The sequence below is a fragment of the Pseudomonas nitroreducens genome, from assembly GCF_014204515.1.
In the GTDB taxonomy this organism is placed as follows: domain Bacteria; phylum Pseudomonadota; class Gammaproteobacteria; order Pseudomonadales; family Pseudomonadaceae; genus Pseudomonas; species Pseudomonas nitritireducens_A.
In genome coordinates this window covers 51,115-75,237 of the sequence record NZ_JACHLI010000005.1, presented here as the reverse complement: position 1 = coordinate 75,237, position 24,123 = coordinate 51,115, and the positions used below count along the sequence as shown (strand labels likewise).

At 64.2% G+C, this 24,123-nt stretch carries 18 protein-coding genes; 5 read left to right on the top strand and 13 right to left on the bottom strand.

The window, feature by feature from the left end:
* Positions 1 to 17: 17 nt before the first annotated feature.
* Complete coding sequence (locus HNP46_RS08545; RefSeq protein WP_184587731.1) at positions 18 to 2,405, top strand: penicillin acylase family protein; 2,388 nt, start codon at positions 18 to 20, stop codon at positions 2,403 to 2,405.
* A gap of 405 nt (positions 2,406 to 2,810) precedes the next feature.
* Here the strand turns inward: HNP46_RS08545 and HNP46_RS08540 are convergent, their stop codons facing one another.
* The 8 genes from HNP46_RS08540 to HNP46_RS08505 form a co-directional block, all read right to left on the bottom strand.
* Positions 2,811 to 3,686 (bottom strand): ABC transporter permease subunit, encoded by an 876-nt coding sequence (locus HNP46_RS08540; protein WP_184587729.1) that lies wholly within the window; start codon positions 3,684 to 3,686, stop codon positions 2,811 to 2,813.
* Positions 3,683 to 4,564, bottom strand: a complete 882-nt coding sequence (locus tag HNP46_RS08535) for an ABC transporter permease subunit (protein WP_089285861.1) — start codon at positions 4,562 to 4,564, stop codon at positions 3,683 to 3,685. Before HNP46_RS08535 ends, HNP46_RS08540 begins: the two co-directional genes overlap by 4 nt.
* 26 nt (positions 4,565 to 4,590) lie before the next feature.
* On the bottom strand, positions 4,591 to 5,745 hold the full coding sequence (locus tag HNP46_RS08530) for an ABC transporter ATP-binding protein (protein WP_184587727.1): 1,155 nt from the start codon (positions 5,743 to 5,745) through the stop codon (positions 4,591 to 4,593).
* Positions 5,746 to 5,894: 149 nt separating this feature from the next.
* A complete protein-coding gene (locus HNP46_RS08525) occupies positions 5,895 to 6,989 on the bottom strand; it encodes a polyamine ABC transporter substrate-binding protein (protein WP_184587725.1) in 1,095 nt (364 codons plus the stop codon).
* Between the two features lie 228 nt (positions 6,990 to 7,217).
* Positions 7,218 to 8,318, bottom strand: a complete 1,101-nt coding sequence (locus HNP46_RS08520; RefSeq protein WP_184587723.1) for a polyamine ABC transporter substrate-binding protein — start codon at positions 8,316 to 8,318, stop codon at positions 7,218 to 7,220.
* 117 nt (positions 8,319 to 8,435) lie between these two features.
* On the bottom strand, positions 8,436 to 9,803 hold the full coding sequence (locus HNP46_RS08515; RefSeq protein ID WP_184587721.1) for an aspartate aminotransferase family protein: 1,368 nt from the start codon (positions 9,801 to 9,803) through the stop codon (positions 8,436 to 8,438).
* 61 nt (positions 9,804 to 9,864) lie between these two features.
* Entirely contained in the window at positions 9,865 to 11,223 is a 1,359-nt protein-coding gene (locus tag HNP46_RS08510) for a glutamine synthetase family protein (RefSeq protein WP_138213740.1), read from the bottom strand.
* Between the two features lie 40 nt (positions 11,224 to 11,263).
* A complete protein-coding gene (locus HNP46_RS08505) occupies positions 11,264 to 12,013 on the bottom strand; it encodes a gamma-glutamyl-gamma-aminobutyrate hydrolase family protein (protein WP_184587719.1) in 750 nt (249 codons plus the stop codon).
* A gap of 278 nt (positions 12,014 to 12,291) precedes the next feature.
* Here HNP46_RS08505 and HNP46_RS08500 point away from each other — a divergent pair, with 278 nt between their 5' ends.
* The 4 genes from HNP46_RS08500 (at position 12,292) to aguA (ending at position 17,060) form a co-directional block, all read left to right on the top strand.
* Positions 12,292 to 13,671, top strand: coding sequence for a glutamine synthetase family protein (locus tag HNP46_RS08500; protein WP_184587717.1), 1,380 nt, complete (start codon positions 12,292 to 12,294; stop codon positions 13,669 to 13,671).
* 249 nt (positions 13,672 to 13,920) lie between these two features.
* The gene (locus tag HNP46_RS08495) at positions 13,921 to 14,982 is read left to right on the top strand and encodes a polyamine ABC transporter substrate-binding protein (RefSeq protein ID WP_184587715.1); all 1,062 of its coding nucleotides are present in this window, start codon (positions 13,921 to 13,923) and stop codon (positions 14,980 to 14,982) included.
* 55 nt (positions 14,983 to 15,037) lie between these two features.
* The gene (locus tag HNP46_RS08490; RefSeq protein WP_184587713.1) at positions 15,038 to 15,679 is read left to right on the top strand and encodes a TetR/AcrR family transcriptional regulator; all 642 of its coding nucleotides are present in this window, start codon (positions 15,038 to 15,040) and stop codon (positions 15,677 to 15,679) included.
* A 271-nt stretch (positions 15,680 to 15,950) separates the two neighbouring features.
* A complete protein-coding gene (gene aguA, locus HNP46_RS08485; protein ID WP_184587711.1) occupies positions 15,951 to 17,060 on the top strand; it encodes an agmatine deiminase in 1,110 nt (369 codons plus the stop codon).
* 221 nt (positions 17,061 to 17,281) lie between these two features.
* On the opposite strand, the gene HNP46_RS08480 is transcribed toward aguA, so the two are convergent.
* The 5 genes from HNP46_RS08480 to HNP46_RS08455 form a co-directional block, all read right to left on the bottom strand.
* The gene (locus HNP46_RS08480; RefSeq protein WP_184587709.1) at positions 17,282 to 18,640 is read right to left on the bottom strand and encodes an OprD family porin; all 1,359 of its coding nucleotides are present in this window, start codon (positions 18,638 to 18,640) and stop codon (positions 17,282 to 17,284) included.
* A gap of 827 nt (positions 18,641 to 19,467) precedes the next feature.
* Positions 19,468 to 20,586, bottom strand: a complete 1,119-nt coding sequence (locus HNP46_RS08470) for a polysaccharide biosynthesis/export family protein (protein WP_184587705.1) — start codon at positions 20,584 to 20,586, stop codon at positions 19,468 to 19,470.
* Between the two features lie 31 nt (positions 20,587 to 20,617).
* Positions 20,618 to 22,018, bottom strand: coding sequence for an undecaprenyl-phosphate glucose phosphotransferase (locus HNP46_RS08465; protein WP_184587703.1), 1,401 nt, complete (start codon positions 22,016 to 22,018; stop codon positions 20,618 to 20,620).
* Positions 22,019 to 22,132: 114 nt separating this feature from the next.
* Entirely contained in the window at positions 22,133 to 23,008 is an 876-nt protein-coding gene (gene rfbA, locus HNP46_RS08460) for a glucose-1-phosphate thymidylyltransferase RfbA (RefSeq protein ID WP_184587701.1), read from the bottom strand.
* Positions 23,005 to 24,123 carry a glycosyltransferase family 4 protein gene (locus tag HNP46_RS08455; protein WP_184587699.1) on the bottom strand — a complete coding sequence of 373 codons (1,119 nt, stop codon included), beginning with the start codon at positions 24,121 to 24,123 and terminating at the stop codon, positions 23,005 to 23,007. Before HNP46_RS08455 ends, rfbA begins: the two co-directional genes overlap by 4 nt.

Below are 24,123 nucleotides of genomic sequence, written 5' to 3'. Positions count from 1 at the left end.
CAACAAGGAGTTGCCGCATGAAACGCACTTTGACTGTTCTTGCCGTCGTGGTCGCCGCCGCAGCCGCGGGCGCCGGCTGGTACCTGCACGGCAAGCAGCCGCAGCGCGACGGGCAGTTGCCCGTGGCCGGGTTGTCCAGCGAGGTCACCGTCCGCTACGACGAACGCGGCGTGCCGCATATCAAGGCGGGCAGCGAGGAGGACATGTACCGGGCGATCGGCTACGTCCACGCCCAGGACCGCCTGTTCCAGATGGAAATCCTCCGCCGCCTGTCCCGTGGCGAGCTGGCCGAGGTACTCGGGCCCAAGCTGGTGGACACCGACCGCATGTTCCGCAGCCTGCGCATCCGCGACCACGCCGCCGAATACGTGAAGACCCAGGACAAGAACTCGCCGGCCTGGAAGGCGCTGGTCGCCTATCTGGACGGCGTCAACCAGTTCCAGGACAGCCACCCGCGCCCGGTGGAGTTCGACATCCTCGGCATTCCCAAGCGCCCGTTCACTCCCGAGGACACCGTCAGCGTTGCCGGCTACATGGCCTACAGCTTCGCTGCGGCCTTCCGCACCGAGCCGGTACTGACCTACGTGCGCGACGAGCTGGGCGCCGACTACCTGAAGGTCTTCGACCTCGACTGGCACCCCGAAGGCGTGATGAATCCCAAGACGCTGGCCGCCGCCGACTGGCAGGACCTGGGCGCCATCGCTCGCCTCAGCCACGCCGCGCTGGAGAAGGCCGGCCTGCCGCAGTTCGAAGGCAGCAACGCCTGGGCCGTGTCCGGCAGCCGCACCAAGAGCGGCAAGCCGCTGCTGGCGGGCGACCCGCACATCCGCTTCGCCGTGCCGGCGGTGTGGTACGAGATGCAGGCCAGCGCGCCGGGCTTCGAGCTCTACGGGCATTACCAGGCGCTCAACCCCTTCGCCTCGCTCGGCCACAACCTGCAGTTCGGCTGGAGCCTGACCATGTTCCAGAACGACGACGTCGACCTGGTCGCCGAGAAGGTCAATCCGGACAACCCCAACCAGGTCTGGTACCACGGCCAGTGGGTCGACCTGAAGAGCGAAGAGCAGAGCATCGCGGTGAAGGGCGAGGCGCCGGTGAAGATCACCCTGCGCAGCTCGCCCCACGGCCCGCTGGTCAACGATGCCCTGGGCACCGCGGCGGGCAAGACCCCGGTGGCCATGTGGTGGGCCTTCCTGGAAACCCAGAACCCGATCCTCGACGCCTTCTACGAACTGAACCGCGCCGACACCCTGCCCAAGGCTCGCGCAGCAGCGTCGAAGATCCAGTCGCCCGGCCTCAACGTGGTCTGGGCCAACGCCCGTGGCGACATCGGCTGGTGGGCTTCGGCGCAGCTGCCGGTGCGCCCGGACGGGGTCAACCCGAACTTCCTCCTCGACGGCGCCAGCGGCCAGGCCGACAAGAGCGGCTTCTACCCCTTCAGCGAGAACCCCCAGGAAGAGAACCCGGCGCGCGGCTACATCGTCTCCGCCAACTTCCAGCCGGTGCCGGCCAACGGTCGTCCGATTCCGGGCTACTACAACCTGCCCGATCGGGGTCAGCAGCTGAACCAGCGCCTGGCCGACAACTCGGTGAAGTGGGACCTGCAGAACAGCCAGGCACTGCAACTGGACACGGCCACCGGCTACGGCCCGCGCTTCCTCAAGCCGCTGCTGCCGATCCTGCGTGAAGCGGCGGCCACCGACGAGGAGAAGGCGCTGGTGGAGAACCTGGCCAACTGGCAGGGCGACCATCCGCTGGATTCGGTCACGGCGACGGTGTTCAACCAGTTCCTCTATCAGGTGGCCGATAACGCCATGCGCGACGAGATGGGCGACGCCTTCTTCGACAACCTGCTGTCCACCCGCGTGCTCGACGTGGCCCTGCCGCGTCTGGCCGCCGACGAGAACTCGCCGTGGTGGGACAACCGCAGGACGCCGCAGAGGGAAACCCGCGCCGATATCGTCAAGGCCGCCTGGAAGGACAGCCTGGCGCACCTGCGCGCCACCCTCGGCCAGGACTCCAGGCAATGGCAGTGGGGCAAGGCGCATACCCTCACCCACGGCCACCCGCTGGGCCAGCAGAAGCCGCTGGACAGGATCTTCAACGTCGGCCCGTTCGCCGCACCCGGTGGTCATGAGGTGCCGAACAACCTGTCCGCCCGCGTCGGACCGGCCCCCTGGCAGGTGATCTACGGCCCGTCCACCCGGCGCCTGATCGACTTCGCCGACCCGGCCCACAGCCTGGGCATCAACCCGGTGGGCCAGAGCGGCGTGCCGTTCGACAAGCACTACGACGACCAGGCCGAGGCCTACATCGAGGGCCAGTACCTGCCGCAGCACTACGATGACAATGAAGTGAAAGCCAACACCCAGGGCATCCTGCGGCTGATCCCCGTCCGTCGCTGAGCGCGCCATGAGAAATGAAAAACCCCGCTCCTGCGGGGTTTTTCATTGGGGGGTGTAGAGAGTGTTGCGGGAGATGCCGAAGCTCCCTGGCGCGTTATTTCCCCAAGGGATAACGATCGGGGTGTTGTATTGGGCGCCGTCTCCCGCACGGAGTGCCAAAAGGCGTCACTGAAGTTTGCCGGTGGCACGATCCGGTCCTGGTTCGGGGGGAGACCGGAAAGCGCTGCCGAACGCTTAAAGCGTAGATCGCAATCCGCTGGGAGTTATGCTTTCGTACCCACGGATTTTTCCGATAAACCCCGTATTTCCAAGCACTTCGGAATAACGTGTGAGCAAAAAAACGGGCCACCCGAAGGTGGCCCGTGGTTCGACAAGCGCCGGCTGAGACCGGCCGACAAGACGGCGTCAGGCGGTGGCTGTCGAAGACTTCTGCTGCCAGTCGGTCGCGTTGGACTCCATGGCTTCCTGGATCGCGCGCTTGCGACGTTCCTCGGCCTGACGGGTGAAGTACCAGGCGAAGAAGGTGAACAGCGAAACGGTCAGCAGGATGAGGCTGGCGACGGCGTTGATCTCCGGCTTCACGCCCAGGCGCACGGCGGAGAACACCTCCATCGGCAGGGTGGTGGAGCCAGGACCGGACACGAAGCTGGCCAGTACCAGGTCATCCAGCGACAGGGCGAAGGACATCATGCCGCCCGCCGCCAGCGACGGGGCGATCATCGGGATGGTGATCAGCATGAACACTTTCCACGGCTTGGCGCCCAGGTCCATGGCCGCCTCCTCGATGGACAGGTCCAGCTCACGCAGACGCGCCGACACCACTACCGCCACGTAGGACGAGCAGAAGCTGGTGTGGGCGATCCAGATGGTCACGATGCCGCGCTCCTGCGGCCAGCCGATCAGCTGGGCCATGGCGACGAACAGCAGCAGCAGCGACAGACCGGTGATCACCTCGGGCATGACCAGCGGCGCGGTGACCATGCCGCCGAACAGCGTACGGCCACGGAAGCGCGGGATGCGGGTCAGCACGAAGGCGGCCAGGGTACCCAGGGCCACCGAGGAGATCGCGGTGTAGCAGGCGATCTCCAGGGAGCGGAACACCGAACCGACCAGTTGCTGGTTGTCCAGCAGGCCGACGTACCACTTCACCGACCAGCCACCCCAGACGGTCACCAGCTTCGAGCCGTTGAAGGAGTAGATGACCAGGATCAGCATCGGCACGTAGATGAAGAGCAGGCCCAACACCAGCATGATGTTGGAGAACGACCAACGCTTGTTCATACCTTGCCCTCCAGCTCTTTAGCCTGGTTCTTGTTAAAGAGAATGATGGGGATGATCAGGATGGCCAGCATCACCACGGCAAGGGCAGACGCCACCGGCCAGTCACGGTTGTTGAAGAACTCCTGCCACAGCACCTTGCCGATCATCAGCGTCTCGGGGCCGCCGAGCAGTTCCGGGATCACGAACTCGCCCACCGCCGGGATGAACACCAGCATGCAGCCGGCGATGATGCCGTTCTTGGACAGCGGCACGGTGATCTTCCAGAAGCTGGTGAAGCTGCGCGCACCGAGGTCGGAAGCGGCTTCCAGCAGGCTCATGTCGTGCTTCACCAGGTTGGCGTAGAGCGGCATGACCATGAAGGGCAGGTACGAGTAGACGATGCCGATGTACACCGCGAAGTTGGTGTTCAGGATCGTCAGCGGCTCGTTGATGATGCCCAGCCACATGAGGAAGCTATTGAGCAGGCCGTTGTTGGACAGGATGCCCATCCAGGCGTACACGCGGATCAGGATCGCCGTCCAGGTCGGCATCATGATCAGCAGCAGCAGGACGGTCTGCATTTCCTTGCTGGCGCGGGCGATGGCGTAGGCCATCGGATAACCGATCACAAGGCAGAGGAAAGTGCTGATCGCCGCCATCTTCAGCGAGCCCAGGTAGGCGTCGATGTAGAGCGGGTCGTCCGTCAGCATCAGGTAGTTGCCCAGATTCATCACGACCTGAAGAGTCTGGTCGGCGTACTGGAATACTTCGGTGTACGGCGGAATGGCCACGTCTGCGGCTGCCAGACTGATCTTCAGCACGATGGCGAAGGGCAGCAGGAAGAACAGGAACAGCCAGAAGAACGGCACACCGATCACGGCATGCCGGCCGTTCGGCAGGCGTTTCATGAGCGATTTGCTGATGTTCATGATTGCAGTACCACACCGCTGTCGTCGTACCAGCTGATGTAAACCGGCTGGTCCCAGGTCGGGCGCGCCACGTGGCGCTCGGCGTTGGCCATGAAGGCCTGGACGATGAAGCCCGAAGCCAGCTTGATGTAGTACACCGAGTGACCGCCCAGGTAGGCGATGTCATGCACGGTGCCCTGGGCGACGTTGAAGCCTTCGTGCTCCAGGTTGTCGGGCTTCTGCGCGCTGACCATGACCTTTTCCGGACGCAGCGCGTAGGTCATGCGCTTGTTCTCGGCACGGGTACTGATGCCGTGGCCGATGTAGATCGGGTTTTCCAGCTGCGGACAGGCGATGACCGCGTGGTCCTGCAGGTCCTCGACGATCTCGCCGTCGAACAGGTTGACGTTGCCGATGAACTCGCAGATCAGGCGGCTGGCCGGGGTCTCGTAGATGTCCATCGGGCTGCCGATCTGCTCGATGCAACCCAGGTGCATGATGGCAATGCGCTGGGCCATGGTCATGGCCTCTTCCTGGTCGTGGGTCACCATCACGCAGGTCACGCCCACGCGCTCGATGATTTCCACCAGTTCCAGCTGCATCTGCGAACGCAGTTTCTTGTCCAGCGCGCCCATCGGCTCGTCGAGCAGCAGCAGCTTGGGACGCTTGGCCAGGGAGCGGGCCAGGGCCACACGCTGACGCTGGCCACCGGAGAGCTGGTGCGGCTTGCGCTTGGCGTACTGGGTCATCTGCACGAGCTTGAGCATCTCGTCGACGATCTTGTCGATCTCGGCCTTGGGCAGGCCATCCTGCTTGAGGCCGAAGGCGATGTTCTGCGCCACGCTCATGTGGGGGAACAGGGCGTAGGACTGGAACATCATGTTGATCGGCCGCTCATAGGGCGGCAGGTCGGTAATGTCCTGGCCATCGAGGAAGATGCGACCTTCAGTGGGACGCTCGAAACCAGCCAGCATGCGAAGCAGGGTCGACTTGCCCGAACCCGAACCACCCAGCAGGGCAAAGATCTCGCCCTTCTTGATGTCCAGGGACACGCTGTCCACAGCCAGCGTTTCGTCGAACTGCTTGCTGACCCGGTCGATTTTTACCAGAACCTCTTTCGGTTTCTGGTCGCCACTCAAGGCTTTCTTGTAGGCACCGGAGGCTATTGCCATTACCACAACTCCCAAATCATAGAGGCCCGGCCCCCGCGGCCGGGCATGCTTGGTATTACAGGGCTGGCGCAGTTTACGTGCGCCGGAAGGCCTGTTGAGGGGCCATCCGACGCTCCGTGCCCGCGCGCAAGGACTCCTGTGGAGTCCCCTTACTTGCCCGACTTGATCTTGGTCCAGGAACGGGTCATGAGGCGCAGGATCTTCGGCGGCAGCTCATGCTGCACGAAGAGTTTGTCGAGAACCTCCTGGGATGGGTACACCTCAGGATTGTTGCGCACGGACTCATCCATGAATTCGCCAGCCTTGGGGTTCGGGTTGGCGTAACCGACGTAATCGCTGACCTTGGCGATCACTTCGGGTTTGAGCAGGTAGTTGATGAACGCGTGGGCCGCCTTCGGGTTGGAGGCATCCTTGGGAATGGCGAGGATGTCGAACCAGAGGTTGGCGCCTTCCTTGGGAATGGCGTAGGCGATGTTCACGCCCTTGCCGGCTTCCTTGGCGCGGTTGGCGGCCTGGAACACGTCACCGGAGAAACCGGCCGCGACGCAGATGTTGCCGTTGGCCAGGTCGGAAATGTATTTGGACGAGTGGAAGTAGGTGACGTACGGACGCACCGCCATCAGCTTCTCTTCGACCTTCTTGTAGTCGTCCGGGTTGGTGCTGTTGGGGTCCAGCCCCATGTACTTGAGCACGGCCGGCATCATCTCGTCGCCCGAATCGAGGAAGGCGACGCCGCACTGGCTGAGCTTCTTCATGTTCTCGGGCTCGAACAGCACGGCCCAGGAATCAATCTTGTCGACACCCAGCACGGCCTTGACCTTCTCGACGTTGTAGCCGATGCCGTTGGTGCCCCACAGGTACGGCACGCCGTACAGGTTGCCCGGGTCGTTGGCCTCGAGCTGCTTCATCAGATGCGGGTCGAGGTTCGACCAGTTCGGCAGCTGGCTTTTATCCAGCTTCTGGAACGCGCCGGCCTTGATCTGGCGACCGAGGAAGTGGTTGGACGGCACGACCACGTCATAGCCGGTGCGACCGGCCAGCAGCTTGCCTTCCAGGGTTTCGTTGGAGTCGAAGACGTCGTACACCGGCTTGATCCCGGTGTCCTTCTCGAAGTCGGCGAGGGTGGTTTCGCCGATGTAGTCCGACCAGTTGTAGATGTGGACGGTCTGTTCCGCCTGGGCCAGCGAAGTCAGGCCGAAGACGGAGACTGCAGCGATCAGGGTTCTGCGGAAGGGTATGCGCACACGTGAGTCCTCTCGTTGTTTTTGACTACTTCAGTCGGTTGCTGCCGGGGTTTCGACGGCCGGTCCGTGGATAGCGCCGAACCCTTCACAGCACGAGAGCGCCTGGGCTTGCGCAGCCATTCCACCGATGGAAGCTGTTTGTTGCTGTCCGGTGGCGGTGGGGGAGCGAACTCCCCCACCGCTGTCCCGGACCAACGGCTGCCGCGCCAGGCGGCAGCGACTACCCGATTACTTGCCGGACTTGATGGTGGTCCAGCTGCGGGTCATCAGACGCTGGGTCTTCGCCGGCAGATCCGGGAAGGCGTACAGCTTCTTCATGGTTTCCGGAGTCGGGTACACGCCCGGGTCGTTGCGGATCGCGTCGTTCACCATCGGCGTGGCCGCGGCGTTGCCGTTGGGGAACTGCACGACGTTGGTGATCTCGGACATGATCGCCGGCTCGAGCAGGAAGTTGATCCACTTCAGCGCGGCTTCCTGGTTCTCGGCATCCTTCGGAATGGCGACGGTGTCGAAGAACGCGCCAGCACCTTCCTTCGGAATGTTGTACTTCACGGTGACCTTGTTCTTGGCTTCTTCAGCGCGGGACTTGGCCTGGTACACGTCGCCCGAGTAACCGATGGCCACGCAGATGTTGCCGTTGGCGATGTCGGAAATGTACTTGGAGGAGTGGAAGTAGGAGATGTACGGACGGATCTTCAGGAACAGCGCTTCGGCTTCCTTCAGCTCTTTCGGGTCCTGGCTATCGGGCTTGTAGCCCAGGTAGTGCAGGGCGGCCGGGAGCATTTCGGTCGGCGAGTCGAGGAAGCTCACGCCGCAGGACTTCAGCTTCTGGATGTTTTCCGGCTTGAACACCAGGTCCCAGGAGTCCACCGGGGCGTTGTCGCCCAGGGCGGCCTTGACCTTGTCCGGGTTGTAGCCGATGCCGATGGTGCCCCACATGTAGGGGATCGCGTACTGGTTGCCCGGGTCGCTGATCTCCAGGGTCTTCATGATGTCCGGATTGAGGTTCTTCCAGTTCGGCAGCTTGGACTTGTCCAGCGGGGTGTAGACGCCCGCCTTGATCTGCTTGGCCAGGAAGGAGTTGGACGGCACCACGATGTCATAGCCCGACTTGCCGGCCAGCAGCTTGGCTTCCAGCACTTCGTTGCTGTCGTAGACGTCGTAGACGACCTTGATACCGGTTTCCTTGGTGAACTTGTCGACCGTGTCCGGCGCGATGTAGTCCGACCAGTTGTAGACGTGCAGCACCTTGTCATCAGCCTGCGCCATACCAGCCACAGCGCCTGCCAGCGATAGAGCGAGCAGGGATTTGCCGAAGGTCTTGAACATGCGGGTAGCTCCGTTTGTTTTTTTGATGTTCCGGGTGGCGTGGACATCTCCTTCCGTCACCACCCGGTGAGCCTGGCCAACGCACAGGCGCAGTCTGTCAAAGGTCTGGTGAAAGACTCAAGACAGAACGGCTGCGGCGGTTTGATCGAGGCACTTGCGCGCCAGGGTGATCAGGTCATCGATCTGCGATTTCTCGATCACCAGCGGCGGCGAGATAATCATAGTGTCTCCTACCGCACGCATGATCAGACCGTTGCGGAAGCAGTGCTCGCGGCACAGCATCCCGACACCCTTGCCGTCGAAGCGCTCGCGGGTCTTCTTGTTCTTCACCAGCTCCAGTGCTGCCACCAGGCCTACCCCGCGGGCTTCGCCTACCAGGGGATGGTCGGCCAGCTCTTGCCAGCGCTGTTGCAAATACGGTGCCGTTTCGTTCTTCACACGTTCGACGATCTTCTCTTCGCGCAGGATGCGGATGTTCTCCAGCGCCACCGCGGCGGCCACCGGGTGACCAGAGTAAGTGAAGCCGTGGTAGAACTCCCCACCCTCATTCAGGGTATGGACGATCTCGTCGCGAACGATCACGCCGCCCATGGGGATGTAGCCGCTGGTCAGGCCCTTGGCGATCGGCATCAGGTCCGGGGCGTTGCCGAAGTACTGGCTGCCGAACCATTCGCCGGTACGGCCGAAGCCGCAGATGACTTCGTCGGCAATGAACAGGATGTCGTACTTGGCGAGGATCTCGCGGATCTTCGGCCAGTAGGTCTTCGGCGGAATGATCACGCCGCCCGCGCCCTGCAGGGGCTCGGCGATGAAGGCGGCGACCTTGTCTTCGCCGACTTCGAGAATCTTCTTCTCCAGCTGCTCGGCCGCCCAGATGCCGAACTCTTCCGGGTCCATGTCACCGCCTTCGCCGAACCAGTACGGCTGGGCGATGTGCTCGATGCCGGGGATCGGCAGGTCGCCCTGCTCGTGCAGCGCCTTCATGCCGCCCAGGCTGACGCCGGCGACGGTGGAGCCGTGGTAGCCGTTCCAGCGGCCGATGACCACCTTCTTCTGCGGCTGGCCCTTGATGGTCCAGTAGTGGCGAACCATGCGCAGCACGGTGTCGTTGGACTCCGAACCGGAACCGGTGAAGAACACGTGGTTCATGCCTTCCGGGGCGATGTCGGCGATCGCCTTGGACAGCTCCAGCACCGGCGGGTGGGCAGTCTGGAAGAACAGGTTGTAGTAGGGCAGTTCCTGCATCTGCTTATAGGCGACTTCAGCCAGTTCCTTGCGACCGTAGCCGACGTTCACGCACCACAGGCCGGCCATGCCATCGAGGATCTTGTTGCCCTCGCTGTCCCACAGGTACACGCCTTCGGCCTTGGTGATGATGCGCGCACCCTTTTCGTTCAGCTGCTTGTAGTCGGTGAACGGAGCCAGGTGGTGATCACGGCTGAGCGCCTGCCAGTGTTGGGTGTTGGCGCTGGTCTGGTTAGTCATCTTGATAAAACCTCTTCTCTAAGAAACACGGGGCCCGGCCACGCGCCGGACCCCACGCCGATCAGACAGAAAGCAGAAGGAACTCACGCTCCCAGGAACTGATTACTCGCTTGAAGTTCTCGTGCTCGGCGCGCTTCACCGCGACGTAGCCCCGAATGAACTTGTCACCCAGGTATTTCTCCAGGGTCTTGCTGCCTTCCATGCACTCCAGGGCGGCCTCGATGGTCAGCGGCAGGCGCAGGTTACGCCGTTCATAGCCACGGCCCTTGACCTGGGCACTGGGTTTCAGGCCTTCGACCATGCCGATGTAGCCGCACAGCAGGCTGGCCGCCAGGGCCAGGTACGGGTTGGCGTCGGCGCCGGCCAGGCGGTTTTCCACGCGGCGGTTGTCCGGAGTGGAGTCCGGTACGCGCAGGCCCACGGTACGGTTCTCTTCGCCCCACTCGACGTTCACCGGCGCCGAGGTGTCGGGCAGGAAGCGGCGGAACGAGTTGACGTTCGGCGCGAACAGCGGCAGCGCCTCGGGGATCAGCTTCTGCAGGCCGCCGATGTGGTGCAGGAACAGCTCACTCATGCTGCCGTCGGCGTTGGAGAAGATGTTCTTGCCGGTCTTGATGTCGACGATGCTCTGGTGCAGGTGCATGGCACTGCCCGGCTCGCCGGTCATCGGCTTGGCCATGAAGGTGGCGGCGACATTGTGCTTGAGCGCGGCCTCGCGCATGGTGCGCTTGAACACCACGATCTGGTCGGCCAGGTCCAGGGCATCGCCATGACGGAAGTTGATCTCCATCTGCGCGGTGCCTTCTTCATGGATCAGCGTGTCCAGGTCCAGGCCCTGCAGCTCGCACCAGTCGTACATGTCTTCGAACAGCGGATCGAATTCGTTCGCCGCGTCGATGGAGAAGGACTGGCGACCGGTCTCCTGGCGACCGGAGCGACCGATCGGAGCCTGCAGCGGGTAGTCGGGGTCGTCGCTGCGTTTGGTCAGGTAGAACTCCATCTCCGGCGCCACGATCGGCTTCCAGCCCTTGTCGGCATACAGCTGGAGCACACGCTTGAGGACGTTGCGCGGCGACAGCTCGATGGGGTTGCCGAGCTTGTCGTAGGTGTCGTGGATGACCATCGCGGTCGGCTCGATGGCCCAGGGGACGAGGAACACGGCATTCTCGTCCGGGCGGCAGACCATATCGATGTCGGCCGGGTCCAGCAGGTCGTAATAGATGTCGTCTTCGACGTAATCACCGGTCACGGTCTGCAGGAGAACGCTCTCCGGCAGGCGCATGCCCTTCTCGTTGAGGAATTTCGCGGTCGGCGCGATCTTGCCCCGGGCAATCCCGGTCAGGTCGGCGATCATGCATTCCACTTCGGTGATCTTGCGTTCTTTCAACCAGCCACTGAGCTGGTCTAACTTGCTAGTCATAAAGACCTCAGGGTGTGAGAGTCCGGCCCCAACGCCGGACTCAGCGGTTCCCCGCCCTCTTGCTGCAGGCTTTGCCGAATGCCTGGAAGATAGCGAGATAGTTGGGGTTCGTTTCGACCTGCCATTCCGGGTGCCACTGCACCCCGACGGCAAAGGCCGCACCTTCGACGGAGAAGGCTTCAACCAACCCGTCAGGCGCCAGAGCTTCTACGCGAAGGCCGGGCGCCAGACGATCAACGCCCTGGCCGTGAATAGAGTTGACCTGGAACTGCGAGGGTAGCCCGATACCGGCGAAAACGCCGCCCGGCTGCACATCGACGACGTGCCGCAGACCATATTGGATTTCGATCGGCTCACCGGCAGGCTCGCGGTGGTCCATGAGGCCTTCGACCTCGTGCACCTTCTGGTGCAGCGAGCCGCCGAAGGCCACATTCATTTCCTGGAAGCCGCGGCAGATGCCCAGCACCGGAATCCCGGCGGCGACAGCGCGGCGGATCAGCGGCAGCGTCGTACTGTCGCGAGCGGCATCATGAGGGGTGCCGGCAATGCTGGCGGAGCCACTATAATGATGGGGTTCGACGTTCGACGCCGAGCCTGTGAAGAGCAGGCCGTCGAATGCGGCCAACATGGCTTCCTGGTCGATCGCATCGCCCAGGGAGGGAATGATCAACGGAATGCCCGAGGCCCCTGAGATCAAAGCTCTGAGGTATTTGTCGCCAGCAACATGGTAGGGTTTGGAACCGATCTGCTTGAGGCAGGCGGACACGCCGATTAACGGCAGGCGAGACATGGGACACCCGTGTTTGTAAGTGTTATGGGCTTGAGGCCGAGCTTAGCCTTGTTCATTTTTTTACACAATAGTCATGTAAAAAATCAAACACGCCCCACTGAACAGCCCGCCAGCCAAGGCTCTCCGCCCATTAAAAGCGGCCCGAAACGCCCCAAAAACGGCCTATCGAGACTGATGCGCCCCTTTTTGGTGCGACATTGACAACCCTTGCCAATTCGGATTGACTCACACCTCAGCCTTCGAATGATTGAAATTTTTAACAATAAAGGTGTTACATCATGCCGGTACCCCAGAGTGCCGTTTCGCTTGAAGAAGCGAGTGAGTTCCTGAAGGAACACCCCGAGGTCCAATTCGTCGACCTCCTTATTGCAGACATGAATGGTGTGGTCCGCGGCAAGCGCATCGAACGCACCAACCTGCCCAAAGTCTATGAGAAGGGCATCAACCTCCCCGCCTCTCTCTTCGCTCTCGACATCACCGGCTCCACCGTAGAAAGCACCGGCCTCGGCCTGGACATTGGCGACGCGGATCGCGTCTGTTTCCCAATCCCCAATACCCTCTCCATGGAACCCTGGCAGAAGCGCCCGACCGCGCAGCTGCTGATGACCATGCACGAGATGGAAGAGCGCACGCCGTTCTTCGCCGACCCGCGTGAAGTGCTGCGCCAGGTGGTGCAGAAGTTCACCGACATCGGCCTGACCATCGTCGCGGCCTTCGAGCTCGAGTTCTACCTGATCGACCAGGAGAACGTGAACGGCCGTCCGCAGCCGCCGCGTTCGCCGATTTCCGGCAAGCGTCCGCAATCGGTCCAGGTCTACTCCATCGACGACCTCGACGAGTACGCCGACTGCCTGCAGGACATCATCGACGGCGCCCGCGCCCAGGGCATCCCGGCCGATGCCATCGTCAAGGAAAGCGCCCCGGCACAGTTCGAAGTCAACATGCACCACGTTGACGACGCGCTGAAGGCCTGCGACTACGCGGTCCTGCTCAAGCGCCTGATCAAGAACGTCGCCTACGACCACGAGATGGACTCGACCTTCATGGCCAAGCCCTATCCGGGTCAGGCGGGCAACGGTCTGCACGTCCACGTCTCGCTGCTCGACAAGGACGGCAGGAACATCTTCACCAGCGAGGATCCCGAGCAGAACGCCGCGTTGCGCCACGCGATCGGCGGTGTGCTCGAGACCCTGCCGGCGTCGATGGCGTTCCTCTGCCCGAACGTCAACTCGTACCGCCGTTTCGGTTCGGCCTTCTTCGTACCGAACGCACCGAGCTGGGGCCTGGACAACCGTACCGTCGCCCTGCGCGTGCCCACCGGAGCGCCGGAAGCGGTGCGCCTGGAGCACCGCGTCGCCGGCGCCGACGCCAACCCGTACCTGCTGCTCTCGGCGGTACTGGCCGGCGTCCACCACGGCCTGACCAACAAGGTCGAGCCCGGTGCGCCGATCGAAGGCAACGCCTACGAGCAGCTGGAACAGAGCCTGCCGAACAACCTGCGCGATGCCCTGCGCGAGCTGGACGACAGCGACGTGATGAACAAGTACATCAGCCCCGAGTACATCGACATCTTCGTCGCGTGCAAGGAGCATGAGATGCAGGAGTTCGAGTATTCGATCTCCGACCTCGAGTACAACTGGTACTTGCACACCGTATAAGTGGTAAACGAAACGCCGGCCCCAGGGCCGGCGTTTCCTTGTGCCTCTGGCACATCTGGGGGACCGCGACATTGCCAGGGCGAGGAGGGGCGCCAGGGCGAGCCACATCCGTCGTTTCTTCCTGCTCGCGATGTCTCCATCCGTCCGCCCGGGCGCCCATCGTGTCTGTCGTGTCTTTGCTGTCGCGCTATCGAGCGGCGAATGAATGCCGCATCCGCTGATTACGTGGTTCATTCAGGGAGATCGCCAATGCCACGCCTGTACGCCGTGATACTGATGCTGTTGTGCCCACTGTCCGCCTGGGCCGACCAGGTCATCCGGGTCTACAACTGGAACGACTACATCGCCCCCGAAGTGCTCAAGGACTTCGAGAAGGACACCGGCATCCGGGTCGAATACACGACCTACAGCACCGCCGAAGAGGTCAAGAAGGCCCTCGAAGCCGGAGAGAAGTTCGACGTCGCCGTACCCTCGCACAACGACCTGCCGGCGCTGATCCGCGACAAGCGCATCCAGGCGCTGGACTTCAGCAAGCTGCCCAACCGCAGCCACCTCGACACCCAGCTGCTGAGCAAGCTGGCCGCCGTCGACCCCAACAACCAGCACGCCGTGCCCTACCTGTGGGGCGCCGTGGGCCTGGCGATCAACGAACCCGAAGCCGAGAAGGCCTACGGCGGCAAGCTGCCCGACAGCTGGAGCGTGATGTTCGACCCGGCACAGAGCGCACGCCTGAAGGCCTGCGGCATGAGCCTGCTGGACGCGCCGGACGAAGCCTTCTCGGTGCTGATGAACTACCAGGGCCGCAACTTCGCCCGCAGCGCACCCTCGCAGATCCGCCGCGCCGGCGAAGTGCTCGGCGAGCTGCGCCCGAACCTGCGCTACATCGACAGCGAGCGCTACATCCAGGACCTCAACGCCGGCAAGCTGTGCGTCGCCATGGCCTGGGTCGGCGATGCGCTGGGCGCGGCCAACGCCGGCCAGCCGGTGCGCTTCGTGGTGCCGCAGGAAGGCTCGGTGCTGTTCATCGACAACCTGGTGATCCCCACCGCCGCCGAACACCCGGACCTGGCGCTGAAGTTCATCGACTACCTGATGCAGCCCAAGGTCGCCGCGCAGATCACCGCCGCCACCCTCTACCCCAACGGCAACAAGGACTCCGCGCAGTTCCTCGACGCCGCCCTGCGCGACCAGCCGGGCCTGTACCCGGACCAGGAGACCAAGCGCCGCCTGTTCGCCCTGGAAACCGCGCCGGAGAAGACCGCCCCGGTGATCACCGAGGTCTGGGACAAGCTGCGCGCCGGCGGCAGCTGACTTGCCGAACACCCCGGAGCTGGCGTCCAATGACCGCCCAGCTCCGGAGACCGCCATGCCCGCCCCCTCGCCCACCCGCAAGCCCCGCGCCAGCAGCCAGGCACGCATCGCCGTGATTCTCGACGCCGCCCGCGCACAGCTGGCGGAAGGCGGCGCGGCGGGCCTGTCGATCTACGCGGTGGCCGAGCGCGCGGACATCCCGCCCTCCTCCGTCTACCACTTCTTCCCCAGCGTCCCGGCGCTGCTCCAGGGGCTGACCAGCGACGTCCACGCCGCCTTCCGCGCCTGCCTGGAACAATCCGTCGACCACGCCGTCCTGCGCGACTGGCGCGACCTCGCGCGGCTGGTCGAACAGCGCACCCTGGCCGTCTACGCCGACGATGCCGCCGCACGCCAGCTGATCCTCGCCAGCCACGGCCTCGCCGAAGTCACCCAGGCCGACAGCCAGCACGACGTGCAACTCGGCCAGGCCATGCGCAAACTGTTCGAACGGCACTTCGAGCTGCCGCCGCTGCCCCAGGACATCGAAGTGTTCAGCCTGGCCATCGAACTGGGCGATCGCGTCTATGCGCTCTCGGTACAGCGCCACGGGCGGATTACCGAGCGCCTGGCCGAAGAAGGCATGCGGGTGATCGACGCCTACCTCTCGCTGTACCTGCCGCCCTGCCTGCCGAAACGCGCCGCGCCCCTCGAATAATCGATTTTTATCCGATAAATATCCGGATAAGTGGGCTGAATATTTCAATTACACCCTTAATAAACCGATTTTTATCGGTTATAAATCATCCAACCCGACGATACTTCGGCGCGAGTCCAAGGTGGGCAACCTATACTGGCCGCTCGCGGCACTCGAAGGCGACGGCCTCTCGAATGACACAACCCACTCCGTAGGATGGGTGGAGCGCAGCGATACCCATCGATGGCTATCGACTCGCCCCTTCCACGAAGCACTGACCAAGGACCGCCCCATGACCACGCTGACCAGCACTCCCCGCGCCGATGGCTTCCGCATGCCGGCGGAATGGGAACCCCAGACCCAGACCTGGATGGTCTGGCCCGAGCGTCCGGACAACTGGCGCCTGGGCGGCAAGCCCGCGCAGGCTGCCTTCAGCGCCGTGGCCCGCGCCATTGCCCGTTTCGAGCCGGTGACCATCGGCGTTTCCGCCGGCCAGTACGAGAACGCCCGTGCCCAGCTGGCCGATGCCGCCAACATCCGCGTGGTGGAAATCAGCAACGACGACGCCTGGGTGCGCGACACCGGCCCAACCTTCGTCACCAATGACCAGGGCGACGTGCGCGGCGTGGACTGGACCTTCAACGCCTGGGGCGGCCTGGAAGGCGGCCTGTACTTCCCGTGGCACCGCGACGACCAGGTGGCGAGCAAGATCCTCGGCATCGAGCGCTGCGACGGCTACCGCACCGAAGGCTTCGTACTGGAAGGCGGTTCCATCCATGTGGACGGCGAAGGCACGGTCATCACCACCGAGGAATGCCTGCTCAACCACAACCGCAACCCGCACATGAGCCGCGAAGAAATCGAGGCCGTGCTGCGCGAGCACCTGGCCATCGACACCGTGATCTGGCTGCCGGACGGCCTGTTCAACGACGAGACCGACGGCCACGTCGACAACTTCTGCTGCTACGTACGTCCCGGCGAAGTGCTGCTGGCCTGGACCGACGATGTGAACGACCCGAACTACGAGCGCTGCCAGGCCGCCATGCGCGTGCTGGAAACCGCCCGCGACGCCAAGGGCCGCCAGCTGACCGTGCACAAGATCGTCATCCCCGGCCCGATCCACGCCACCGAGGCCGAGTGCGAAGGCATCGACCTGGTGATCGGCACCCAGCCGCGCGATCCGTCGATCCGCCTGGCCGGTTCCTACGTCAACTTCCTGATCGTCAACGGCGGCATCATCGCGCCGCGCTTCGACGACCCGGCGGACGCCGAAGCCGAAGCGACCTTGAAGCGCATCTTCCCCGAGCACGAGATCGTCATGGTGCCGGGCCGCGAGATCCTCCTGGGCGGCGGCAATATCCACTGCATCACCCAGCAGCAGCCGGCGCCGCGCAAGCGCTGATCCGCTGAAAGAAAAAGGCCGTCGCCCCTCACGGAGCGACGGCCTTTTTCATTGGCAATCGGCCTTTCTGCAGGAGCGAGCTTGCTCGCGAACAAGCCCCCTGCCAAGCCGTTCGCGAGCGAGCTCGCTCCTACGCAGAACTGCCGCCGCAGGCGATAAGCCCCATGAAAAAGCCGCCGCCTCTGGCGAGGACGGCGGCTTTTTTTCCAGCCCGTGAAGTCTTACAGCAGCGGGATGGTGTAGCTGACGATCAGGCGGTTCTCGTCCTGGTCGCGCTGGGTTGCGGTGCCGCTGCCGGTGGTCGGCAGGCCGCTGCGCAGGGAGGCGTTCTTCCAGGTGAAGCCCAGGCCCTTGAAGGTGCCGTCCGGGATCACGTAGGCCAGGGAGATGTCACGCTCCCACTCGCTCTTGTCGCCATAGCGGGTGTCGATGTTGTCGCCGTGCAGGTACAGGGTCTGGAAGGTCAGCCCCGGCAGGCCGGCCTGGGCGAAATCGTAGCCGTAGCGGACCTGCCAGGTGCGCTCGCCGGCGCGCAGGAACTTGCCGATCTGCACGTCGGTGATCAGGTAGGCGGTGGCGCCGTCGCCGTTGTTGATGAACGGGAAGTCGCTGTTGCCGCTGAGCTGCTGGTAGCCGGCGCCGAAGCTGTGGCCGCTGACGGTGTAGGTGAACAGGCCGCTCCAGGCGCGGTTGTCGACTTCACCCTTGGTCACGCCATTACCGTAGTAACCGCTGGTGTAGTAGCGCGAGTCGTTGCCGTTCTTGCCGTCGTCGCTGCTGTGGAAGTAGCGCAGGTCGGATTTCAGTACGCCCGGGCCGATCGCCCAGTTGTGCTGCAGGCCGAGGAAGTGCTGTTTGTAGAAGTCCTGCAGGTTGCCGTAGTAGTACTGCAGCGTCAGGTCCTTGGTCAGCTTGTAGTCGGCGCCGCCGTAGTAGAACTTGTTGACGAACTGGCCGGTACGGGCGTTGTTGGCGCCGGCGATGGACAGGCCTTCGTTGTTGCTGGAGCTGCGGCCCTTCATGTGTTCGAGCTGGCCACCGAGCAGGGTCAGGTCCTTGAACTCGTTGGAAGTGACCTGGCCACCTTCGAAGGTCTGCGGCAGCAGGCGACCGTCGTTGTAGGTCACGACCGGCAGCTTGGGCAGCAGGGTGCCGTACTGCAGCACGGTGCTGGAGACCTTCACCTTGCCGGTGGCGCCCAGGTGGGAGAAATCATCGACCGCACGGCCATCGCCGTCGGTGGGGAACACGGTGCCCGAGAAGCTGGAGCTGGTCGGGTTGTAGTGGGTGCCCTTGCCGCTGTCCAGGCGCACGCCCAGCAGGCCCAGGGCGTCGACGCCGAAGCCCACGGTGCCTTCGGTGAAGCCGGAGGTGTAGTTGAGCAGGAAGCCCTGGCCCCACTCTTCCTGCTTGCTCGGCTCGGCGGTGCCGTTGCGGTTGTCGGTGTTGATGTAGAAGTTGCGCAGGGTCAGGCTGGCCTTGCTGTCTTCGACGAATCCACCGGCGACGGCGGATTGCGCAAGACCTGCGGCAGCGATGGCGAGCGCGAGGCCCGATTGCGTGAGAGTGCGGCTTTTCATTGGAATTTCCCCATTTTATTGATCTTGGAAACACGCCATTCGCCACCACGACTGGCTCCCCCGGGAGTCCGTCCGAATGGCAGGCAGCGGCCACGACGTGACGAGCACGACGGGCATGCAGGATTCGTAGGTTGTTTCAGCGCCCCGCTAGGCGGGAACGCAGCGCAGGCAGGCGGACAGGGATACGGCAGAAGAAGGGAATGGCATGGATCGGTTCTCGTGTCTTGTTGTTGTGGCGATGCTCGAAGCATTCGCCAGCAGACAAGGCAATCCCCAGGCCAACCCGCCCGCCTTGTCCCGCAGCCACCTGTTTCCGGCTTCCGGCTCGTTCAACGAGCCATTCCCCGACACCGGATCAGCGGAAAACCGCCATTCATCTCCCCGCGACTGGCGGTTACCCGCCACCCTTTCGCTCACCCGCGACCGCTCGCGGCGACGCAGGGCCACGATAAAAGAACCGTCATAAATCCAAAAAGAATTAATTCTTAATATGTAATTTCTTTATGGAATATATGATACGCCCCTCACTGGCATTGCGCAGTTGATCGGTAGGGGTACCCCGGACGGCAATTCGGATGTAGGAATCACCCGCCGGCAACCCGGCGAATTTCGCGCAAAAAAAACCCGCCAGCGCTGCAACGCGGGCGGGTTCAGGGCCTCGTGCTAGGGAGAGGGCCCTAAAAGGTTGAGGCAGGATAGGCCCCTGCCGTCGGAGGAGTGCGTAGGCGCACCAGCCGCCGGCGATCATCCTGGCCGCTCGCCGGGAAGTCGATTCCCGGGAGCCGCCGATTGCAGTAGGAAAAATCTCCCTATCGGCTCGTGCCTCGTCAGTTCCCCATCGCGGCGCTGGTACTGACGATCGAGGCCGACGGCAGCAGCTGGCTGATGAAGCGGTTCCAGCGGGTGATGTTGGCCGGGCCGATGAACACCACGTCCTGCGGCTGCATGGCGAACTCGCGGGCCAGCGCGTAGGCGGTCGGGCGCTTGGCTTCCAGGTGGAAGACCTGCGCCTTGAAGGTGCCCGAGGACTGTCCGGCGACCGAGTCGGGGTTGCCGCGGATCACGTAGACCGAGTCGCCGTCGGAGGTTTCCGGGGCCAGGCCGCCGGCGTTGCCGAGCACCTCCAGCAGCGACAGGCCGGTGGTGCGGTAGGTGACCACCTGCGGGCGCTCCACCTCGCCGACCACGTAGACCTTCTTGCGATCGTTGTAGGGCAGGTGGATCTGGTCGCCGTTCTTCAGGTACATGCCGCTGAGCGTCGAACCGCTGCGGTTCAGCGCATCGACGTCGATGACGTACTCGCGGCCGTCACGCTTGAGGGTCAGCCCCGACAGGTCGGCCTCGCCGGCGATCACTCCGGCCTTGCTGACCGCCTGCACCAGGGTGGTGGGCGTGTTGTTCAGCTCGACCTGGCCGCCATTCTGGAAGGCCCCGGAGAGCACCACGTGCTGGCTGGCATAGCGCAGCACGGTGACGTCCACCTGCGGGTCGACGATGCCCTTTCTGCCCAGCTGGTGGGCCAGGCGCGTGCGCAGCTGTGCCGGGGTCTGGCCTTCGGCGCGGACGACGCCGGCGTAGGGGAAGAAGATGTTGCCGTCGGCGCCGACCACCCGGCCGTTGGCCTCCATCTGCTGGGTGGAACCGGGGCTGGTGAGCTCCGGGTGATCCCAGACGGTCACCAGCAGCACGTCGCCGCCGCCGATCACGTAGTCCTCCTGCGGTGGCCGGTAGTTGAGCAGCTCGGCCGGCAAGCCGGGCTTGGCGGCGAAGTCGGCTTCCTGGCGCTGCAGCACCTGGGGCGTGATCGGCACCAGGGTGATCTGCATGCCCTCCTTCTGCGCCTCGCGCTGGATATCGGAATCCGTCATGTGCTGACCGGGGGAAAAGACGCAGCCTTGTAGCGCCAGACTGCCGACTACGAAGCTGAAAGCGAGCAGGTTTTTCATGGCAATCCTTCCTTGAAGCGAGTGTGGAAACTCAGTAGGCGTTGCGGTGGACGAAGCCCTTGAACAGGGTCAGCAGGACGATCTTCAGGTCCCACCAGACGGACCAGTTCTCGATGTAGTCGAGGTCGAACTCGATGCGTTTCTGCATCTTTTCCAGGGTGTCGGTTTCGCCGCGCCAGCCGTTCACCTGGGCCCAGCCGGTGATCCCCGGCTTGACCTTGTGACGCAGCATGTAGCGGCTGACCTGACGCCGGTATTGCTCGTTGTGCGCCACGGCGTGGGGGCGTGGGCCGACCACCGACATGTCGCCGAGCAAGACGTTGAAGAACTGTGGCAGCTCATCCAGCGAGGTGCGCCGCAGGAAGGCGCCCAGCGGGGTGATGCGCGAATCGTTGCGCGAGGCCTGGGTGACGGCGGCGCCGTCCTCCATCACCGTCATGCTGCGGAACTTCCACACGCGGATCGGCCGGCCATCCATGCCGTAGCGGGTCTGGCGGAACAGCACCGGGCCGCGCGAGGTGAGCTTCACGGCGATGGCGATCAGCAGCATGGGCACGGCGATCAGCAGCAGGATCAGCGAGGCAAGCAGCACGTCCTCGATACGCTTGAGCAGGGCGTTGGGGCCGTCCATGGGGGTGTCGAAGATGCTGATGGTGGCCAGCCCGTTGATGCTTTCGCTGCGCGCGTGCAGCAGGTCGAACATGAACAGGTCGGGAATCAGGTAGACCGACACCGTGGTGTCCGACAGCTCGCGGATCAGCTCGTTGAGCAGCGGCTCGCGGGACAGCGGCAGGGTCAGGTAGACCTTGTCGATCTGCCCGGAGCGCGCCGCCTCGATCAGCGCCAGGCGATCGCCCTTCACCGGTACCCGCTCGCCCAGCTCCATCTGCTGCGGGCGGTCGTCGTAGAAGCCGACCAGGCGCAGGCCCATCCACGGCGCGCCGAGAATGGTCTGGGCCAGCCGCGCACCGACCTCGCCGGTGCCGTAGATCGCCACGTTGCGGCTGTTGAAGCCGTGCCGCCGGGCCAGGCGCAGGACCATGCGGATCGCCAGGCGGTAGCCGCCCATGATCAGCAGCGCGGCGGCGAACCAGCCCAGCCGGCGCGGTTCCTCCAGTTCGACATGGCGCAGGGAGATGTCCAGCAGCAGCACCGCGAAGAACGCCAGCGACCAGTACAGGGTGACGCTCAGCGATTCGCGCAGCAGCGACTCGCCGCGCCAGGAGCCGTACAGCTGGTTCAGCTCGCCCAGCCAGTGGAAGAGCATCACGCACAGCAGCACCGACACCCACAGCTGGGCTTCCAGCGTGCCGCTGCCGGCGCTGAGCAGGAACACGCCGCTGAGCACGATCACCAGGATGTCGCTCAGGCGGTGCGCCAGCGAGATCAGCGACTGGTGCGCACGCAGAATTCCTTTGGTCTTGTTAGGCATGATGACCTCGCGATTGCCGGCGCCGCTCCTGGCGCCGCTGCATCGTTAGCGCAGTCCGTTGTGGGGCGCAGTGCCGGTCGCCGCGCAGCGCTTGCGTCGGCACCGGGTGCGGGTTCATTTGCGCGGCTCCAGCAGCAGTTGCTGCAGGTAGCGGCCGTAGCCGGTCTTGCTCAGGCGCTCGGCCTGCAGCGCCAGCGCCACCTCGCTGAGCCAGCCCTGCTGGTAGGCGATCTCCTCCAGGCAGGCGACCTTCAGGCCCTGGCGCTGCTCGATGGTCTGGACGAAGTGGCCGGCCTCCATCAGCGACTCGTGGGTGCCGGTATCCAGCCAGGCGAACCCGCGGCCGAGCAGGCTCACGTGCAGTTCGCCGAGCTCCAGGTAGAGGTTGTTGATGTCGGTGATCTCCAGCTCGCCGCGCGCCGAGGGGCGGATGCGGCGGGCCATCTCGACCACGCGGTTGTCGTAGAAATACAGGCCGGTGACGGCGTAGTTGGAACGCGGCGTGCGGGGCTTTTCCTCGATGGAAAGCACACGGCCGGCGGCGTCGAACTCGACCACGCCGAAGCGCGCCGGATCGGCCACCTGGTAGCCGAACACGGTGGCGCCACGGGGCCGCGCGGCCGCCTCGCGCAGGGTCTCGGTGAAGCCCTGGCCATAGAAGATGTTGTCGCCCAGCACCAGGCACACCGAGTCGTCGCCGATGAACTCGGCGCCGATCAGGAAGGCCTGGGCCAGCCCGTCCGGCGAGGGCTGCACGGCGTACTGCAACCTCACTCCGAACTGCTCGCCGTCGCCCAGCAGGGCGCGGAAGTTCGCCAGGTCGGCGGGGGTGCAGATCAGCAGGATGTCGTCGATCCCGGCGAGCATCAGCACCGACAGCGGGTAGTACACCATCGGCTTGTCGTAGATCGGCAGCAGCTGCTTGGACACCCCCAGGGTAATGGGATGCAGGCGGGTGCCGGAGCCTCCGGCGAGGATGATGCCTTTCATGATCTGCCTCCTTGCTTGGCGATGCGTTTGGCGTCGTAGTGCGGCGGGTGCTCCGAGCGCTCCAGCAGGCAGCTGTCGATCAGGCTGGAGAGGCGCAGCGCCGAGATATCCCAGGAGTAGCGCAGCACGTTGTCCTGGCCCAGCTGGCGCAACTCGGCGCGCAGCTGATGGTCGAGCAGCACGCGGCGCAGCGCGGCCGCCATGCCGGCCGGATCGTAGGGGTCGAAATAGAGGACCGAGTTGCCCAGCACCTCGGGGATCGACGCGCTGCTTGCCGCCACCACCGGGCAGCCGCAGGCCTGGGCTTCCAGCGGCGGGATGCCGAAGCCTTCGTAGAGCGAGGGGAAGGCGAAGGCAGCGGCGTGGCGGTACTGCTCGATCAACTGGTCGTCGTCGAGCCGGCCGAGCCAGCGCACCCGTTCATCCTGCGCGCCCTGCGGCAGCGCCGCGTCGGCGAAGCTGCGGTTGGCGGCGCCGACGATGCGCAGTTCCACGTCGAGGTCGGCGAGCAGGCCGAAGGCTTCGACCAGGCGCGCGAAGTTCTTGTGCGGCGCCGGCGAGGACACCGCCAGCACGTAGGGCCGGCCGCTCTCGGCGGTTTCCACGCCAGGGCAGAACTCGGCGGAGACCGCATTGCCGATCACGTGGATGCGTTGCGTCGCCAGGCCGTAGTGCGAAGCGATCTCCTGGCGGGAGAACTCGCTGACGCTGATCAGCGCCAGCGAGCGGCGCAGCATCAGCGGAATCATCACCCGGTACAGCGCGCGGAACTTCCAGGAGAAGCTCTGCGGGTGGCGCACGTAGGTGATGTCGTGATGGGTCGCCAACTGCCGGCGGTAGGCCAGCGGCGCGGTGCTGCACAGCGAGACCAGCAGCGGGCGCCCCTGCCGGGCCAGCCACAGCGGCAGGTCGAGCTGTTCCCAGAGGTGGCCCTGGTGGCGGCCGACCTGTTCGACCCCGAGCTGGCGGGCGATCTCCGGGCGGAGGATTTCACCCGGCGGCGCCACGAAACGCAGGTCGCTGCGCAGGCGCGCCAGCGACAGCGAGATCTGCTCGGCGAAGCGCTGCACGCCGCTCAGTGGCTGGGTGAGAAAACGCGCGTTGATCACGATCAT